Here is a 14,562-nt window from a genome sequence, read left to right as displayed (position 1 = left end):
CATCCTGCTCGCCCACGCACACCCTGGAGAGAACATGGACCGGACCCACGTGGCGGACTGGATCGCCGGGTACCAGCGGGCGTGGCGTACGGCCGGCACCGCACCGCTGGCCTCGCTCTTCACCGAGGACGCCCGCTACCTACAGGGGCCGTACCGGGAGCCGGTGGTGGGCCTGCCGGCGATCGCCCGGATGTGGAAGGCGGAACGGGAGGGCCCCGACGAGGACTTCACCATGACGTACGAGATCGTCGCGGTGGACAACGATGTCGCGGTGGCCCGGGTCGAGGTCCACTACGGCGAGCGGCCCGGCCGGGAGGAGTTCCGCGACCTCTGGATCATGCGGTTCGCCGGCGACGGCCGCTGCAGCGCGTTCGAGGAGTGGCCCTTCGCGCCGGAGCGCTGACCGGGTCGCGAAAGGGGGCCGCGGGACCCGGTCGCGGAAAGGCGCGCGGGACCCGGGCCGCGGAAGGGGGACGGGATCCGGTCACGCGTCCCCGCCGCTTTGGGGGCGCAGCCAACGACGCGGCTCATGGTGCGCGGCTCTCCGGGGACCTACCCACCGGGCGGTCGCGTCGACGCTGGTAACGTCGGCCGCCGGCTCGACGAACGGAGTGCCAGTGGCGGAACACAAGGATCCCGGGCCGCGGCTCGCGTCGGGCAGCGCGGTGACGGTACGCCTGGTCAAGGCCCCCCGGGCGGACAAGTCGTACCCGGCGTTGGTGCTCACCGACGACGGCGTCCGCGTCGTGGTCCGGGCTCCCTGGACCGGCCCGGAGCGGGATTTCGGCTTCGTCCGGTTCGCCCCCGGCGACGTCTTGGTGGAGCACTACTGGCGGGACCGCTGGTACGCGGTGAAGGAGGTCCGTGACGCGACCGGCGCGCTCAAGGGCTGGTACTGCGACGTGACCCGGCCGACGCAGGTCCGCGACGGCGTCCTGGAAGTACGGGATCTGGAGCTCGACCTGTGGGTCCCGGCCGACCGGAGCCAGGCGGTCCGCCTCGACGAGGACGAGTTCGTCGCCAGCGGCCTGCCCGAGCGGGATCCGGCGGCGGCGAAACGAGCCCGCCACGCGCTCGACGAACTGGTCGCCCTGGCCGACGCCGGCTTCCCCGGGCTCGCCCTGGACCCACCGCCGGCCTAGCGGCCGCACCGGTCCGCCCTCGGCGCCCGCGCCACCGCCGGTGAGGTCGGCCCGGGCCGGGCCGCCCCGATACCTCCGACCGGTTTGGCGCCGGCGGCCGGGGGTCGGTGCGGCTCCTCCACACGTCACCGACGCGCCACGGCTCCACCATCCGGCCGGGCTGCCCGACGGACGGCGAGGCAGACCGGCCGCTGCGCCGGTTGGGGGGTGCGGCGTGGGGGACGGGGCAGGCATGCTGGATCGATGGGCGTACGGGTGGAGGGAAACGGTCCGGTTCGGACGGTCGTCCTGTCCCGGCCAGAGCGCCGGAACGCGGTGGACGGGGCGACCGCCCGGGCGCTGGCCGACGCGTTCCGGGCCTTCGACGGCGACGACAGCGCGGCGGTGGCGGTGCTCTGGGGCGAGGGCGGGAGCTTCTGCTCCGGCGCCGACCTCACGGCGATCGGCACGCCGAGCGGCAACCGGGTGGAGCCGGACGGGGACGGACCGATGGGCCCGACCCGGATGGTGCTCGGCAAGCCGGTGATCGCCGCCGTCTCCGGGTACGCCGTCGCGGGCGGCCTGGAGCTGGCGCTCTGGTGCGACCTGCGGGTCGCCGAGACCGACGCGGTCTTCGGGGTCTTCAACCGTCGCTGGGGGGTACCACTGATCGACGGTGGGACGGTACGGCTGGCCCGGCTGATCGGCGAGAGCCGGGCGATGGACCTGATCCTCACCGGCCGCCCGGTCCCGGCGACCGAGGCGTACGAGATGGGACTGGTGAACCGCCTGGTGCCGCCGGGCGAGGCGCGGGCGGCCGCGGAGAGGCTGGCCGCCGAGATCGCGTCGTTTCCGCAGCGCTGCCTGCGCAACGACCGGCTGGCCCTGCTGGCCGGTGCGGGGCGGCCGGAGGTGGAGGCGCTCCGGGCCGAGCTGGCGTACGGGATGGACTCGCTCACGGACGCACTGGACGGGGTCGCCCGGTTCCGCGCGGGTGAGGGCCGACACGGGACGTACGACCCCACTCCGCGTCCCCGGCGTGGCCCGGCAAGCCGGCCGGCGCGCGCGACCGACGACGCCGGATCGCCGGGGCAACCCGAGTAGCGGCACCCGCCCGCGGGCCGAACCGCCGGGATATTCCGGCGGTCCGGCGGGCCGGGCGCCCGCGCCCCGCGGCCCGCGGGCGTGGAAGGTTCAGCCCGTCGCGAGCCAGACCGCGGTGTCCGGCGGCAGCAGACTTCCCTCGACGGGCCGGCTGGTCAGCAGCCGGGCCCGGTGCGCCGGGATCGGAACCGGGTCGGCGGAGAGGTTCACCACGCAGGCGAAGCCCGGGTCCCGGGCGAAGGCCAGGACACCCTCGGGGGCGTCCAGCCAGCGCAGTGCCCCGTCGCCGAGCGCCGGTAGCTCGCGGCGGAGCCGGATCGCCGTCCGGTACAGCTCCAGCATGGAGTGTGGGTCGCCGGTCTGCGCCTGCACCGTCCGGTCCTTCCAGGTCGCCGGTTGGGGCAGCCAGGGGGCGCTGCTGGCCCCCTCGGGGCTGAACCCGAACGGCGCCGCGTCGCCCGACCAGGGCAGTGGTACCCGGCAGCCGTCCCGGCCCGGGTCGACGTAGCCGGAGCGCGGGTACATCGGGTCCTGTCGCAGCTCGGGCGGAATGTCCTCAACCTCCCAGAGCCCGAGTTCCTCACCCTGGTAGACGTAGGCGGCGCCGGGCAGCGACAGCGACAGCAGCGCGGCGGCCCGGGCCCGGATGGTGCCGAGTTCCAGGTCGGTCGGGATGCCCTCCCGTTTGCTGGCGAAGCTGAACGTGGTGTCGGCGCGGCCGTAGCGGGTGACGACCCGGGTCACGTCGTGGTTGGAGAGGACCCAGGTGGCCGGGGCGCCGATCGGGACGTGTTCGGCCAGGGTGCCGTCGATGCTGTCCCGCAGCTTCGCCGCGTCCCACGCGCAGGTGAGGAAGTCGAAGTTGAAGGCGGTGTGCAGCTCGTCCGGGCGCAGGTAGTTGGCGAACCGCTGCCGGTCCGGCAGCCAGACCTCGCCGATCAGGGCCCGGGGTGGGGTGTAGCCGTCGGCGATCCGCCGCCAGCTCCGGTAGATGTCGTGCACGCCGTCCAGGTCGTGGAACGGGTGCGGCCGGTCCGGGTGCACCTCGGGGAGCGTGGGGTCCTTCATCAGCAGGGCGGCCGAGTCGATCCGGATCCCGTCGACGCCTCGGTCGAGCCAGAACCGCAGGATCTCCTCGAACTCGGCGCGCACCCGCGGGTGGTCCCAGTTGAAGTCCGGCTGCTGGGGCGTGAAGAGGTGCAGGTACCAGTCGCCCGGGGTGCCGTCCGGGTTGGTGGTCCGGGTCCAGGTGCCGCCGCCGAACTCCCCGACCCAGTCGGTCGGGGGCAGCTCGCCGCCGGGGCCCCGCCCGGGGCGGAACCAGAAGAGCTCCCGTTCCGGCGCGCCGGGTCCGCCGGCGAGCGCCGCCTGGAACCAGGGGTGCTGGTCGGAGCAGTGGTTCGGCACCAGGTCGATGATGATCCGCAGACCCCGGTCGTGCGCCTCGGCGATCAGCGCCGACACCTCGTCCAGGGTGCCGAACACCGGGTCGATGGCCCGGAAGTCGGAGACGTCGTACCCGGCGTCGGCCATCGGCGACGGGTACCACGGCCCGAACCAGATCGCGTCGACGCCGAGGCCGGCCAGGTAGTCGAGCCGTTGCCGGATGCCGGCGATGTCGCCGATGCCGTCACCGTTGGCGTCCGCGAAGCTGCGCGGATAGACCTGGTAGATCACCGCGTCTCGCCACCACTGGCGACTGTCTGCTGTGGACACGAGCACCTGCTCTCTGGATCGGTCCGGGGCCGCTGCGGCCGGCATCCGCGCGCCCGCCACCCTCCCGGACGGTGGGGGACGGGAGCGTGGCGGAGACCTGGTACGCCTGGTTTCGTGTCGACGACCATACAAACCCGGCCGAGCGATTGCAATAAGCCGACAGAAGTTTGAAAGATGGCGACTGCGACTGCCCAGGCACTCGCGGGGCCGGCCGCCAGCGTGTGCGGGATCGGTCCGGCACCACGCCGCGACACGGCATCCAGACCCGGGCGGTGGCGGTGGCGAGGGGCCGGTGGCACACCGCCGGGCACGCACCCGTCGCCGGACACCGCACGGGCGGCACGGGTGGCAGACCCGGCTGGCGGGAGGAGACTGCGCCGATCAGTGGCCGGGCGCCGGCGCGGTCGACCCGCGTACCACCAGTTCCGGTTCGAAGAGCAGCTCGTCGGTGAGCACCCCGTGACCCTCGATCTGGTTGACCAGGAGGTCCACCGCGGCCTGGCCCATCATCTCGATGGGCTGCCGGATCGTGGTGAGCGGCGGATCGGTGCAGGTCATCAGCGCCGAGTCGTCGAAGCCGACCACCGAGATGTCGGCCGGGACCGCCCGGCCCAGTCGACGGGCGGCCCGGATGGTGCCCAGCGCCATCACGTCGCTGGCGCAGATCACCCCGGTCACGCCACGCTCGATCAGCTTGGTCGCCGCGACCCGGGCACCCTCCATGGAGAAGCTGGAGCGCTCCACGCACTCCTCGCCCTCGGCCCAGCCGGCGACGTTCGCCAGCGCGGCCAACTTCCGCCGGGACGGTACGTGGTCTGCGGGTCCCAGCACGAGACCGATCCGCTCGTGCCCGAGCGACCGCAGGTGTCCGTACGCCTGCTCGACCGCCACCGCGTCGTCGGTCGACACGCGTGGGAAGGCCAGTTCGTCGACGCCCGCGTTGACGAGCACCACGGGCAGCCTCCGCTCGGTGAGCCGCCGGTAGTGGTCGTGCGGGGCGTCGGCCAGCGCGTACGAGCCCCCGGCGAAGATCACCCCGGAGACCTGGTGGTCCAGCAGCATCTCCACGTAGTCCGCCTCGGAGATCCCGCCGATGGTCCGGGCGCAGAGTGCCGGGGTGAGCCCGCGTTGGGCGAGTGACCCGGTAACCACCTCGGCGAGCGCCGGAAAGATCGGGTTCTGCAGCTCGGGAAGGACCAGCCCGACCAGGCGGGCGCGTTCGCCCCGCAGTTTGCTGGGCCGCTCGTAGCCGAGCACGTCCAGCGCGGTGAGCACGGCCACCCGGGTGCTCTCCGAGACCCCGCCCCGGCCGTTGAGCACCCGGCTCACCGTGGCCTCGCTGACCCCGGCCTTCCGGGCCACCTCGGTGAGTCTTCTCGTCACGCCGCGATCGTACGACAGGAACGTGCAAAAACCGAACCAAAGTTCGCCGTGCCACTGCAACAAACCGTCACAGCACTGCCTCAAGCGTCAGCCAACGACTGGCTCAGACCTGGCGGGGGCGGCGTATCCGCGGGTCATCCGGGACGCACGCGGCCGCCGCCGACCGGTGGAACGCCGCGACGCCGCCCGCCACCCAGACAGGCTCGGCGGGCGGGCTGACGCGGGTGCCGACCGACCTCGGCGAATCCGGTCAGAGGTGAGGTTTCCGGCGCGTAGCTCGTTCTTGTCATTGTCTGCCGTAATCAAGTCGTGTCTTTTCATCTCGCGATTCAGATCTTGCGGGAAAGAGTTCACGTCGCTACAGTGACCCCACTCACACACACTGACGCCACCCAGCTTCAGGGGCCCGGCCACATGGCGGACAGCTCGGCGGCCCAGCCATGGCGACGATCCGGCGGACCGGCAGCGGCCCTGGAGACTCCCGTTCCCGAAGGGATGGAACATGTCCGTACCGCAGTACCGGAAGGCCGCGGCGTTGGCGCTCGTGGCCGGCCTGGGGCTCAGCCTCACGGCATGCTCCACAAAGAGCGACGACGGCGGCAGCGCCGACGGCAAGGTCACCATCACGATCGACTGCCAGCCGGTCGGCGCCCAGAAGGAGCTGTTGCAGAACTGGAACGACGACGTCGCCGAGTTCCAGCGGCAGAACCCCGACATCATCATCAAGAGCGTCAGCGTCGGCGAGCAGTGCAACAACCCGCCGGACTTCACCGCCCGGCTGGCCGGCGGCACCATGACCGACGTCTTCTACGGCTACATGACCGACCTGCAGCAGGTGCTGGACTCCGGTCAGGCGATGGACATCACCGAGTACGTCAACACGGAGACCATCCCGACCTGGGACAGCGTCGACCCGGCGCTCAAGGAGGTCTTCAGCGACGGTGGCAAGCTCTACGCCATCCCGGTGAAGAACTACTCGATGGGCCTGGTCTACAACAAGGTCCTGTTCCAGCGGGCGGGGCTTGACCCGAACAACCCGCCGAAGACGTGGCCCGAGGTCCGGGAGGCCGCCAAGAAGATCGCCGCGCTCGGCGACGGCATCGCCGGCTATGCCGAGTACAGCGCCGGCAACACCGGAGGCTGGCACTTCACCGCCCTGCTCTACTCGCAGGGCGGCCAGATCCTGACCCCGGACGGCACGAAGGCCGACTTCAACAACCCACTGGGTCGGCAGGTCCTGCAGAACCTCAAGGACATGCGGTACGGCGACAACAGCATGGGCAGCCGCCAGCTGCTGCAGTGGGGTGATCTGCTGACCAACGCCGCCGCGGGCAAGGTGGGCATGTTCATCGGCGCGCCGGACACCACCCAGGCGATCGTCAGCCAGTTCCAGGGCAGGTTCCAGGACTGGGCGATGGGTCCGATGCCCGGTCAGGACGGCCCGGCCAAGGCGACACTCGGTGGCGGCGAGGGCTACTTCTTCAAGAAGGGCCTCACCCCCGAGCAGGTCCGGGCCGGCCTGAAGTGGATCGCGTTCCAGAAGCTGACGCCGGGCAAGGGCCAGTTCGACTACGTCCGGGCCAAGCCGCAGAACTACCCGGTGGGTCTGCCCCAGCCGCTGCTCTTCGCCAACGGCACCGAGGCGCAGAAGCAGGAGCTGGAGCTGCGCAAGGCGAACGCGAACGTCGACACCGCGAACTTCGCGGCCTTCGAGGCGAACCCGGTCCCGATCAAGGGCGAGCCACGGAACGCGCAGGCGATCTACGCGATCCTCGACGCCGCGATGTCCGGGGTGCTGACGAACCCGAACGCGGACATCGACGCGCTGCTCAAGACGGCCGAGGACAAGGTCAACCAGCTCCTGGCCGCCGAGCGCTGACTCGGCGTACCCGTTTCCACCCGGACGGTGGCGCCGACGCCCCGACCCCGGCCCGAAGCCACGACGGCCGCGGGGGAGGTCGCCGAACACGCGCCGGTGTGGGGGCTGCGGGCCGGTCCCCACACCGTCCGGGCCGCACCGCCCACCCCACGACGTCCGCGGGAGTTGCCTTGGCGATCACCACCGTCCCGGGTACCACCAGACCCGATCGCCCGGCGTCGCCGATTCCGGCGAGGCCGCGCCGACGGAGCCTCCGCCGCGCGCTGGTCGACAACCTCACCGGGCACGCGTTCCTGATCGGCGCGGTGCTCTGCTTCGCGGTCTTCTCCTGGTACCCGATGATCCGCGGCATCGTCATGAGCTTCCAGCGCACCCGCCGCGGCGAGACCACCTGGGTGGGTTGGGACAACTATGCCCGCATCCTCGACGACCCGAGCTTCTGGACCGCATGGAAGAACACGATCTACTTCACGGTCCTCGCGCTCGTCCTCGGGTACGCGGTGCCGTTCCTCGTGGCGATCCTGCTCAACGAGTTCCGCCACTTCAGGGGCTACCTGCGGATCCTGGTCTACCTGCCGGTGATGCTGCCGCCGGCCTCGGCGCTCTTCCTCTTCAAGTACTACGCGTACGACCCCAGCGAGGCGGGACTCTTCAACGCCATCCTCGCGGCGTTACACCTGCCGACCTCGGAGTGGATGCAGTCCCCCGAGATGACGATGCCGGCGATGGTGATCGCGTCGACCTGGATGAACATGGGCAGCGCCGTGCTGATCTACCTGGCGGCGTTGCAGAACATCCCCGGCGAGCTCTACGAGGCGGCCGAACTCGACGGCGCCGGAATCTGGCGGCGGATCCTCACCGTGACGATCCCCCAGACCCGGCTGATCCTCCTGCTCATGGCGATGATGCAGATCGTCGCCACGATGCAGCTCTTCATCGAGCCGCTGATCCTCGCCAACGGCGCGGGCGCGGAGGACTCCGCGACCTCGGTGGCGTACCTCATCTACCAGCACGGCTTCTTCCAGAACGACCTCAACGGCGCGGCGGCGCTCGGCGTGATCATGCTCGTGGTGCTCGCCGGATTCTCCGCCGTCTACGCGCGGCTGACCTCGAGACAGGACTAGGACGGGCGGACCATGGCACGCGACTCCGGCACCCGGACCCTCATCTCCCACGCCCAGCTCCGGCGCGGGCGCGGCAAGGTCGTCTACTGGACGCTGCTCACCGTCGTCGTGGTGGTCTTCACGCTCGTCTTCCTCGGGCCGCTCTACTGGATGGTCACCGGCGCGCTCAAGTCCGGCCAGGAGATCGCCCAGACCCCGCCGACGCTGTTTCCCAAGGATCCGCAGCCGCAGAACTACGTCGACGCCTGGAACAACCTCGACCTGGCCAAGCTGCTCTTCAACACGTTCTACTACGCGGCCGGGGCGCTGTTCTTCCAGCTCGTTCTCGACACCGCGGCGGCGTACTCGCTGTCGAAGCTCCGTCCGGTGCTCGGCAACGTGATCCTCAGCCTGATGCTGGCCACGCTGATGATCCCGGCCATGGTCCTCATCGTCCCGCAGTACGTGACCGTGATCGACCTGCCGATTCTGCACATCAACCTGCTCGACTCGCCGTTCGCCATCTGGCTGCCCCTGGTCGCGAACGCGTTCAACATCTTCCTGCTGAAGCGGTTCTTCGACTCGATCCCCGAGGAGCTGATGGCGGCGGCCGTGATGGACGGGGCGACGCCGCTGCGTACGCTGTGGTCGATCATCCTGCCGATGTCCCGGCCGATCCTCGGGGTCGTCTCGATCTTCGCCGTGACGGCCGTCTGGAAGGACTTCCTCTGGCCGAAGCTGGTGATGCCGTCACCCGAGACCCGGACGATCAGCGTCGGCATCTACGCCTTCTCCGGCGGGACGCCCATGAACGTCGTGGTCGCCGCGTCGGTCATCGCGGCGATCCCGACCGTCATCATCTTCCTGATCTTCCAGCGGAACATCATGTCCGGGCTGACCACCGGCAGCATCAAGGGATGACCGGCGAGGCCGCGCGGACGCGGGCCGCCACCGCCGGCCGGGAACCGACCGGTGGGTACCCGGCCCGGGCGTCCGGTGCGGCGTCCTACTCCAGCACCTGGCGTACCGCGGTCTCGATCGCCCGGTGGAACGTCGGGTAGGCGTACATCATCCCGGCCAGCGTCCGGACCGGAACCTCGCCGTGCACCGCCACCACCAGCGCGCTCAGCACCTCGCCGCCGTCCGGTCCCACCGAGCTGGCACCGACCAGCACGCCGCGGTCGGCGTCGGCGACCAGCTTGACGAAGCCGGAGTCCCCGACCCGGTGGATCCAGCCCCGGGTGGAGTCGGAGAGCGGCGTGAAGCCGACCCGGACGTTCAGGCCCCGCTCCCGGGCCTGCCGCTCGGTCAGCCCGACCGCGCCGACCTCCGGATCGGTGAAGGTGACCCGGGGCAGGGCCCGGTAGTCCGCGCGCAGCGGACCGGGTGGGGTGGTCCCGACGGCGACGCCGGTCCGGGCGGCCTGCTGGAGGATGTCGCGGACCGCGATACCGGCCTGGTACATCGCCACGTGGGTGAAGGCGCCGCGTCCGGTCACGTCGCCGACCGCCCAGATCCCGTCCGCCGCCCGCATCCGGTCGTCGGTCTCCAGGAAGCGCCGGCCCGGGTCCAGCCCGACCCGTTCCAGTCCGAGCCCGTCGAGGACGGCCCGGCGACCGGTGGTGACCAGCAGCCGCTCGGCCCGGACCGGCCCCCGGCCGGCGAGCCAGACCGTGAAACCCTCGTCCTCGTCGTACGCCACCCGTTCGGCGGTCACCCCGACGTGTACGCCCACCCCGTCGGCGCGCAGCGCCGCCGCCACCTGGGTCGACGCCTCCGGCTCCTCCATCGCCAGCAGCCGGTCGGCCGCCTCCAGCACGGTGACCCGTACGCCGAACCGGGCGAAGACCTGCGCCAGCTCCACCCCGATCGCGCCACCGCCGAGGATCATCAGCGACTCGGGGAGCTCGGCCAGCGCGACCGCCTCGCGGTTGGTCCAGTACGGCGTGCCGGCGAGCCCGGGCACCGGCGGAACGGTCGGGACGGTCCCGGTGCCGAGGACGATTCCGACCCGGGCCCGGTACGTGTCGTCGCCGACCCGGACCAGCCGCTCGCCCGCCAGCCGGCCGTGCCCCCGGACCAGCCGGCCGCCGTTGCCGGTGAACCGCCGCGCCGCGGCGTCGTCGGTCCAGCCCGCCGTCGCCTCCTCGCGGATCCGCCGGGCGACCGTCGCCCAGTCGGCCTCCACCCGCGCCCGGCCGGCGAGCCCGTCCACCCGACGCGTCTCGGCCAACGCGTTCGCGGCCCTGATCATGATCTTGCTGGGCACGCAACCCCAGTACGGGCACTCGCCGCCGACCAGGTTCCGTTCGACTCCGACGACCGAGAGACCGGCCCGGGCGAGTTGGTTCGCCACCTCCTCGCCGCCGACCCCCATCCCGATGACGACGACGTCCACGTCCAGGTCGACGCCCCCGTCCGGGTCGGTGACGCTCCCCCTCCCGCCGCCGGCCGGCTCCGCCTCGTGGCCCTCTCCCGCTGGCCCGACCTCGCCGCCCGGCCCTTCCCGTTCGTCCATGTCGTTCAGCTAACCGCATCGACCATCGTCCCGGCCAATCGCACCGGTGACCGACGCGGCGCCCCCGGGACGACCACCGGCGCGCCGGGCGGGGTCAGCAGGGACCGGGCCACGACGGCGGCGCGGCGGTGCCCCGGCACCACGGCCCGGCGGGCGAAGACGTCGTAGCCGGCCGCGACCACCTCGTCGAGAATCCCGCCGTAGAGGACGTACGCGGCCCGGATGCAGGCCTGGGAGCGGGGGGCGAGCAGGGCGATCCCCGGTGCGGCGGCGGCGTAGTGCGCCCGGGCGCGCGCCACCTCGTACGCGATCAGCCGCCGGATCGGCGGGGTGGCCGCCCGACGGGACGCGGCCTCGACCAGGTCGGCACGGGTGACGCCGAACTCCGCCAGGTCGGCGGCGGGCAGGTAGACCCGTCCCCGGCCCAGGTCCTCGGCGACGTCCCGGATGAAGTTGGTCAGCTGGAAGGCGAAGCCGAGCTGCCGGGCCGGTTCCCGGGCGGCGGCCGGGTCGGTGCTGCCGAGGATCGGCAGCATCATGGTGCCGATCGCCGCCGCCGAGCCCGCCATGTAGTCGAGCAGGTCCGCGTAGCTCGGATAGTCGGTGACGGTGAGATCCATCGCCATGCTGCGCAGGAACGCGGCGAAGTCCTCCCGGTCGAGGTCGAAGACCGCGATGGTGTGCAGGACGGCCGGCAGCAGCGGGTCGTCCACCGGGTCGCCGGCCAGGCCGGCCAGGAACCGCTCGGACCAGTCGGCCAGTCGGGCGGCCCGGGCGGCCGGCGGAAGCTCCTCGGTGCGGTCGACGATCTCGTCCGCGTAGCGGGTGAAACCGTAGAGGGCGTGCACGTGTCGCTGTTTCCACGCCGGCAGCAGCCGGGTCGCGAGATAGTAGGTCCGACCGTGCCGTCTGTGCAGCTCGCGACAGCGCTGGTAGGACACAGCGAGGCTGTCGTCCACCGACCCTCCAGGAAATCAACCATAAATCGATGCAACTCGTGACATCAGGGTACGCTCAGCGTCGGGTCCGACGACGTGGTTCACTCGCCGGGTGACGTCGGGCGCGGCCGGGCAGCACGTCCGCGACCAGCGGCGGCGGTTCCGGTCGGCGGCAGACGGTGACGGCGTGGCGGAGGTGACGGGTGCGAACCGTACGGGGACGGACCGACCGTGTGGTGGTCGTCGGAGCCGGCCTCGGCGGGCTGGCCTGTGCGCTGCACCTGGCCGCCGCCGGGCGGGAGGTCACCGTGCTGGAGCGCGAGGCGCAACCGGGCGGTCGGGCGGGCCGGCTCACGCTGGACGGGTACGAGTTCGACACCGGTCCGACCGTACTGACCATGCCGGAGCTGCTCGCCGAGGCGCTCGGCGCGGTCGGTGAGGAGCTCTCCGACTGGCTCGACCTCGTGCCGCTCGACCCGGCGTACCGGGCGCACTATCCGGACGGCTCCACACTGGATGTCGTCGCCGACACCGCCCGGATGGCCGCGGAGATCTCCCGGGTCTGCGGCCCCCGCGAGGCCGACGGCTACCTGCGGTTCGTCGACTACGTCCGGCACCTCTGGCGGCTCGAACGCGCCGACTTCATCGAGCGCAACCTGGACGGGCCGGCCGACCTGCTCACCGTCAACCTGCTGCGGCTGCTCGTCGCGGGCGCGTTCCGTCGGCTCCAGACCAAGGTCAACCAGTTCCTCACCGATCCCCGCACCCGGCGGATCTTCTCCTTCCAGGCCATGTACGCGGGGCTCGCCCCGCACGACGCGCTCGCCATCTACACGGTGATCTCCTACCTCGACACGGTGGCCGGGGTCTGGTTCCCGCGCGGCGGCATCCACGCGGTCGCCCGGGCACTCGCCGGCGCGGCCGAGAAGCACGGGGTGCGGATCCGGTACGGCGCTCGGGTCGTCCAGGTCGAGACCTCGGAGGATCGGGCGACCGGGGTGGTCACCGCGGACGGCGAGCGGGTCCCGGCCGACGTGGTCGTCCTCAACCCCGACCTGCCGGTGGCGTACCGCGACCTGGTGCCCCCGGCGCCACTCCGGCACCGCCGGCTGCGCCACTCGCCCTCCTGCGTGGTGCTGCACCTGGGCGCCCGGCAGGGCTACCGGAGGATAGCCCACCACAACATCCACTTCGGCCGTGCCTGGCGGACGACCTTCGACGAGGTGATCCGGCAGGGCCGGTTGATGTCGGACCCGTCGCTGCTCGTCACCAACCCCAGCCGGACCGACCCGTCGATGGCGCCGGCCGGTCGACACAGCTACTACGTCCTGGCCCCGGTCCCCAACCTCGACCGCGGTGGCGGCCTCGACTGGCGGGGCGGCCTGGCCCGGCGGTACGCCGACGACCTGCTGGCGACCCTGGAGCGACGCGGCTACCGGGGACTGACCGAGAGCGTGGAGGTCCGTCGCGTCGTCACCCCCGCCGACTGGGCCGACTCCGGGATGGCCGCCGGCACCCCGTTCGCCGTTGCCCACACTTTGTGGCAGACCGGCCCGTTCCGTCCCGGTAATCTCCACCACACATTGTCCAATGTGGTTTTCGTCGGCTCCGGTACCCAGCCGGGAGTGGGCGTGCCCATGGTGCTGATCTCCGGGAAGCTCGCCGCTGCCCGGGTGACGGGAGGTAACGGATGACGTCGGGTCGCGAGGCGCTCCTGGTCGAGCTCGTCGACGAGTCGGGTACGGCAATCGGGACACGTACGGTCGACGAGGCACACCAGCCGCCCGGCCTGCTGCACCGGGCCTTCTCCGTGCTGCTGGTCGACCCGGAGGGGCGCGTCCTGCTCCAGCGGCGGGCCGCCGCCAAGACCCGCTTCCCGCTGCGCTGGGCGAACAGCTGCTGCGGGCACCCGGCTCCCGGCCAGTCGCCGGGTGACGCCGCCCGGGTCCGGTTGCACGAGGAGCTCGGCATCGACCCGGTGCCGCTGACCGAGGTCGGGGTGTATCTCTACCGGGCCGAGGACCCGAGCACCGGCCGCGTCGAGTACGAGTACGACCACGTGCTGCGCGGCGAGTTCAGCCCTTCCACGTCGGTCCTGCCCGACCCGGACGAGGTCGCCGACCTGCGCTGGATGCACCCGGAGGAGCTGCGGGCCCGGATGGCGACCGACCCGGACGCGTACGCGCCATGGCTGGCCGGGGTGCTGCAACGCTTCACGGCCACGGCCAACGGGGCGGCCGGAGCCGGCGCCACCACCCAGCCGGCCGGAGCCGGCACCGCCACCCCGGCGGCCGGGAACGGTCGGGTCGCTGGGAGGCGCGGAACGGGCCCGGAGGCGGTCGACGCGGGCGCCGACGGCACCGAGCCCGAGCCGGTGGCGGAGCGGCCGGGTGGCGGCCGATGACGGCCTGAGCGCCGGGCCGGCGCCACGCCGGCCCGGATCTCGCCCGCGCCGGCGAGGAACAGCGCAGTCCGCCGCCGGGGAGGGCTGGCCGCCGGGTTGGCCGAGGTCGGGGGACGCGTACCGGCCGACCCCTGTCCTCGTATAGACGCTTTCGCGATGAATGGTGGGTTTAGCCTAGATTAGGAAGCGCCGGATACCGGTTTGGTCGGGCGGCTCGGCATCACGTATGCTTTCGGAGCCTCCGGCGGGGCCGGATGGGAGCACAGCCGTCAGAGTTGTCATGTGCAATGATGGCGGGGCCGCCCTCATCGTCTAGCGGCCCAGGACGCCGCCCTTTCAAGGCGGTAGCACGGGTTCGAATCCCGTTGGGGGCACGATCCCCGGCCTCGGCCGGGG

10 protein-coding genes, 1 tRNA gene and 2 pseudogenes are annotated in these 14,562 nt (G+C 72.1%); 9 read left to right on the top strand and 4 right to left on the bottom strand.

Features of this window, described 5'->3' with window-relative positions; translation table 11 throughout:
• Positions 1–34 precede the first annotated feature (34 nt).
• The 3 genes and pseudogenes from EF879_RS02550 to EF879_RS02540 form a co-directional block, all read left to right on the top strand.
• Positions 35–403 carry a nuclear transport factor 2 family protein gene (locus tag EF879_RS02550; RefSeq protein WP_123555274.1) on the top strand — a complete coding sequence of 123 codons (369 nt, stop codon included), beginning with the start codon at positions 35–37 and terminating at the stop codon, positions 401–403.
• A gap of 214 nt (positions 404–617) precedes the next feature.
• A complete protein-coding gene (locus EF879_RS02545) occupies positions 618–1,142 on the top strand; it encodes a DUF402 domain-containing protein (RefSeq protein WP_199736100.1) in 525 nt (174 codons plus the stop codon).
• A gap of 243 nt (positions 1,143–1,385) precedes the next feature.
• Positions 1,386–2,132, top strand: a pseudogene (locus tag EF879_RS02540) (crotonase/enoyl-CoA hydratase family protein); the annotation flags it as partial.
• Between the two features lie 183 nt (positions 2,133–2,315).
• Here the strand turns inward: EF879_RS02540 and EF879_RS02535 are convergent.
• On the bottom strand, positions 2,316–3,986 hold the full coding sequence (locus tag EF879_RS02535) for a glycoside hydrolase family 13 protein (protein WP_123554224.1): 1,671 nt from the start codon (positions 3,984–3,986) through the stop codon (positions 2,316–2,318).
• A gap of 336 nt (positions 3,987–4,322) precedes the next feature.
• Positions 4,323–5,324: a LacI family DNA-binding transcriptional regulator gene (locus EF879_RS02530; protein ID WP_123554222.1), complete on the bottom strand. Its 1,002-nt coding sequence runs from the start codon at positions 5,322–5,324 to the stop codon at positions 4,323–4,325.
• A gap of 502 nt (positions 5,325–5,826) precedes the next feature.
• Here EF879_RS02530 and EF879_RS02525 point away from each other — a divergent pair.
• The 3 genes from EF879_RS02525 (at position 5,827) to EF879_RS02515 (ending at position 9,227) form a co-directional block, all read left to right on the top strand.
• A complete protein-coding gene (locus tag EF879_RS02525) occupies positions 5,827–7,203 on the top strand; it encodes an ABC transporter substrate-binding protein (protein WP_123554220.1) in 1,377 nt (458 codons plus the stop codon).
• A gap of 170 nt (positions 7,204–7,373) precedes the next feature.
• The gene (locus EF879_RS02520) at positions 7,374–8,327 is read left to right on the top strand and encodes a carbohydrate ABC transporter permease (protein WP_123554218.1); all 954 of its coding nucleotides are present in this window, start codon (positions 7,374–7,376) and stop codon (positions 8,325–8,327) included.
• Positions 8,328–8,339: 12 nt separating this feature from the next.
• A complete protein-coding gene (locus EF879_RS02515; RefSeq protein WP_123554216.1) occupies positions 8,340–9,227 on the top strand; it encodes a carbohydrate ABC transporter permease in 888 nt (295 codons plus the stop codon).
• Between the two features lie 85 nt (positions 9,228–9,312).
• On the opposite strand, the gene EF879_RS02510 is transcribed toward EF879_RS02515, so the two are convergent.
• Both EF879_RS02510 and EF879_RS02505 read right to left on the bottom strand, forming a co-directional pair.
• Entirely contained in the window at positions 9,313–10,824 is a 1,512-nt protein-coding gene (locus EF879_RS02510; protein WP_123554214.1) for an NAD(P)/FAD-dependent oxidoreductase, read from the bottom strand.
• Between the two features lie 5 nt (positions 10,825–10,829).
• Positions 10,830–11,783, bottom strand: a complete 954-nt coding sequence (locus EF879_RS02505) for a phytoene/squalene synthase family protein (RefSeq protein WP_123554213.1) — start codon at positions 11,781–11,783, stop codon at positions 10,830–10,832.
• 182 nt (positions 11,784–11,965) lie between these two features.
• On the opposite strand from EF879_RS02505, the gene crtI reads away from it, so the two are divergent.
• From crtI to EF879_RS02490, 3 genes and pseudogenes are all read left to right on the top strand, one after another.
• On the top strand, positions 11,966–13,456 hold the full coding sequence (gene crtI / locus EF879_RS02500) for a phytoene desaturase family protein (RefSeq protein ID WP_123554211.1): 1,491 nt from the start codon (positions 11,966–11,968) through the stop codon (positions 13,454–13,456).
• Positions 13,453–14,031 (top strand): annotated as a pseudogene (gene idi / locus EF879_RS02495) (isopentenyl-diphosphate Delta-isomerase); the annotation flags it as partial. The gene crtI and the pseudogene idi, both read left to right, overlap by 4 nt.
• Before the next feature lie 436 nt (positions 14,032–14,467).
• A tRNA-Glu gene (locus tag EF879_RS02490) sits at positions 14,468–14,540 on the top strand.
• The last annotated feature ends 22 nt before the right edge of the window (positions 14,541–14,562 follow it).

Source organism: Micromonospora sp. HM5-17, from assembly GCF_003762835.1.
GTDB lineage: Bacteria > Actinomycetota > Actinomycetes > Mycobacteriales > Micromonosporaceae > Plantactinospora.
The sequence above is the reverse complement of the archived record's forward strand: the minus strand, read 5'-3'. Positions and strand labels throughout refer to the sequence as shown.